The sequence below is a fragment of the Mycobacterium sp. 1245499.0 genome (genome assembly GCF_001673615.1).
In the GTDB taxonomy this organism is placed as follows: Bacteria; Actinomycetota; Actinomycetes; order Mycobacteriales; family Mycobacteriaceae; genus Mycobacterium; species Mycobacterium europaeum_A.
Genome location: NZ_LZMG01000201.1, coordinates 1 through 1,974 on the forward strand (window position 1 = coordinate 1; position 1,974 = coordinate 1,974).

At 71.1% G+C, this 1,974-nt stretch carries 2 protein-coding genes; both read right to left on the reverse strand.

The genetic code is table 11. The annotated features are described in order from the left end of the window. Positions 1-64: 64 nt before the first annotated feature. Positions 65-1,252 carry an acetylornithine transaminase gene (locus A5646_RS11605; protein ID WP_082984707.1) on the reverse strand — a complete coding sequence of 396 codons (1,188 nt, stop codon included), beginning with the start codon at positions 1,250-1,252 and terminating at the stop codon, positions 65-67. Continuing rightward, on the reverse strand, positions 1,249-1,974 hold a 726-nt coding region (gene argB / locus A5646_RS11610; protein WP_067021796.1), incomplete at its 5' end, for an acetylglutamate kinase. The genes argB and A5646_RS11605, both read right to left, overlap by 4 nt.

The following is a 1,974-nucleotide window of genomic DNA, read 5'->3' on the forward strand; positions in this document are numbered from 1 at the left end:
ACCTCGACCTGCTCGGCGGGCGACAGGTCGTCGTCGCGCAGGAAGTGCCTAGTCACGTGGCGCGTCATGCTGCGGCCGCCTCGTCGAGAATGCTCGGCAGGGCGCCGAGGAAGCCGTCGATCTGGGCGTCGGTGATGATCAGTGGCGGCGCCAGCCGGATGACGTCGGGTGCGGCCGCGTTGACCAGGAACCCGGCCCGGCGCGCGGCCGCCTCGGCGTCCTTGGCGCGCGGCGCGGTGAGCGCCACCCCGCAGAGCAGCCCGCGGCCGCGCACGTGGTCGACCAGCGGGTGGGCCAGCGCCTCGATGCCGTGGCGCAACGACTTGCCCAGCACCTCGGCATGGCGGATCAGGTTCTCCTCCGCCAGCACCCGCAGCACCGCGAGCGCGGCCGCCGCGCAGATCGGGTTGCCGCCGAAGGTGCTGCCGTGCAGGCCCGGCGTCATCAGGTCGGCGGCCGGCCCGACGGCCAGGCAGGCGCCGATCGGCAGGCCGCCGCCGAGCCCCTTGGCCAGCGTCACTACGTCCGGGGTGATGCCGTCGTGCTGGTGGGCGAAAAACGTTCCGGTGCGGCCCATCCCGGTCTGCACCTCGTCGAGCACCAGCAGCGCCCCGTGCCGCGCGGTGATGTCGCGGGCGGCGGCGAGGTAGCCCTCGGGCGGCACGACGACGCCGCTCTCCCCCATGATCGGTTCCAGGAACACCGCGGCGGTGGCGTCGTCGACGGCGCCCGCCAGCGCGTCGGTGTCGCCGTAGGGCACGTGCGTGACGGCGCCGGGCAGCGGCGCGAACGGCGCCTGCTTGCTGGGCTGACCGGTCAGCGCCAGCGATCCCATGGTGCGGCCGTGGAAAGCCTCCTGCGCGGCAACCAGTTTGGTGCGCCCGGTGAGCCGCGACAGCTTGAACGCCACCTCGTTGGCCTCCGTCCCGGAGTTGCAGAAGAACACCCGCGCCGGGGAATCGGTGCCGAGCAGGCTTACCAGTTCTTCGGCCAGCGCCAGACCCGGTCCGGTGGCATACAGGTTGGAGGTGTGGCCCAGCGTGGACATCTGGTGGGTGACGGCCTCGATGATCGCGGGGTGGCGATGGCCCAGGACGTTGACCGCGATGCCGCCGAGCAGGTCGAGGTAGGTCTTCCCGTCCACGTCGGTAACCACGGCGCCGTCGCCGCTGGCCAGGGCCATCGCCGGGGTGCCGTAGTTGTTCATCATCACGGCTTCCCAGCGCCGCCGGACGTCATCGGTGTGGCTCACGGGCGCACCACCTTGGTGCCGGTGCCCGCGTCGGTGAAAAGCTCCACCAGCACACAGTGTTCGACCCGCCCGTCGATGACGTGCGCGCTGGGCACGCCCGCGGTGACGGCGCGCAGGCACGCTTCGACTTTGGGAATCATGCCCGCCTCCAGCGTGGGTAGCAGTTGTGACAATGTGGCCGTGTCGATTTCGCTGACCAGCGAACCGCGGTCCGGCCAGCTGGTGTACAGGCCTTCGACATCGGTGAGCATCAGCAGCTTCTCGGCGCGCAGCGCCTCGGCCAGCGCCGCCGCGGCGGTGTCGGCGTTGATGTTGTGCACCACGCCCTCGGCGTCCGGCGCCAGCGTCGACACCACCGGAATGCGCCGCGCCGCAATCAGATCCAGCACGGCGGCGGTGTTGACCATCTCGACATCGCCCACCAGGCCGATGTCGGTGGCCACGCCGTCGACGGTGACGCTGCGCCGCACGGCGGTGAACAACTGGGCGTCCTCGCCGGTGATGCCGACGGCGTACGGTCCGTGCGCGTTGATCAGGTTGACCAGTTCGCGGCCGACCTGGCCGAACAACACCATCCGGGCCACGTCGAGCACTTCCGGTGTGGTGACCCGGAATCCGCCCTTAAAGTCGCCCGGGATGCCGAGCCGGCGCAGCATCGCGGTGATCTGCGGGCCGCCGCCGTGCACGACGACGGGATGAACGCCGCAGTTACGCAGGAATGC